This window comes from Citrobacter sp. wls619, from assembly GCF_005281345.1.
GTDB lineage: Bacteria > Pseudomonadota > Gammaproteobacteria > Enterobacterales > Enterobacteriaceae > Citrobacter.
In genome coordinates, this window is the sequence record NZ_SZXJ01000020.1 from 1 (window position 1) to 1,340 (window position 1,340).

The 1,340-nt window shown below is 37.7% G+C and carries 1 protein-coding gene; it reads right to left on the reverse strand.

Annotated features, from left to right (window positions below):
- Positions 1 to 349: 349 nt before the first annotated feature.
- Positions 350 to 1,171, reverse strand: coding sequence for a pentapeptide repeat-containing protein (locus tag FDX19_RS01930; protein ID WP_170974331.1), 822 nt, complete (start codon positions 1,169 to 1,171; stop codon positions 350 to 352).
- Positions 1,172 to 1,340 lie beyond the last annotated feature (169 nt).

Genomic DNA, 1,340 nt, shown 5'->3' on the forward strand with positions numbered 1-1,340 from the left:
CCTGTAAAAAAGATATCAAAAAGTGCTCCGGTTTTATTATTAAATGAAGATTAGCGCGCCTTAATTATTCAATAAAACAATAACAAATACAAACTCATCAAATATATAAATTAAATGCCAATCATCAATACAAATATCGCTAACATGCTTCAACTACATACCCGCAGCGACGGACTCAATTTTAAACCTGGCATTAAACATTAATAAAATGCGCCTCCCTTATTGTCGGTAAGGGAGGCAAACATTCAAACCGCTTTGTCTATAACCGAAAAAAAACATTTTCAGTTCCGGGAGCTGGCGTCATCTTATGCGACAGGAAATTCACTTAGATATAATCTATATCTCATTATTATTTTATATGTAAAACATTAGATATATTTGCGTCTTCGATATTCAAATCAATGGTATTTATTTTCTTTAAAATTGAATCCTTGATATTTACATTTTCAAAATTTGCATTTTCTAAATTCACATGTGAAAAAATTGTTTCTTTGATATTTGCATCTGAAAAGTTTGCTTCACTACAATCTACATTTGAAAAAAATGTTTTATTTAATATTGCGCCTAAGAATATTGTTTTTACGCATTTAGCATCAGAAAGAAATGTACCTGACAAATTCACACCTGACAAATTTACACCTGATAAATTTACACCTGACAAATTTACATTTGACAGATAAATTCTACCCGTATGAATAAATCCTAACAGGCGCCCCCCCTCTTCTGGGTGCTGATCGATCCGCTGTAGCAGTCTGACAATAAGCAGAGTTCCAAGTCCTTTTTTCAACTGTTCTTTAGAACACTCGAATGTAACCTCACCTTCTCCGAGTTTCAGACTAACCATAATATCCCCGTTTCTCCTGCTCAGGTTCAGCCTGTATTTTCCTGCCAGTTCCCCCCCTTCCTCTCCAACAGCAAAATTAATGTTCACACCGTCAGCGGCAGTCTTAAGCGCCTTGCTGATTCTAGTCAGAGTTATTCCTCTCATGGCAGCAGCAAGTCCAGTAGACACCGCAATCAGACCTTCCCCCGCATGAGTTAGCCCAAGTGTAAATAAGGTTTGCAGATGCCCGCTGACACGATCAAGATTTGCTCTATTTGCTTGACCGTTCTCACTCAGTTTTCGAATCTTATCTGCATATCCATCAGTATCATTTCCTACTCTTTTCATAATATTCCCCATGACTCTATTTATCGGTTGTCATTTTTCCTGCACAACCCTGTTCAAAACGCCAGACTGTACTTCTGAACTCACTGTTAACCTGCATTTAGCTTCGCATTCGGTATCGTCAAGTCCTCCGGTACGCCAGGCCTGTTTAACATTGTCCTTGTTATGGACT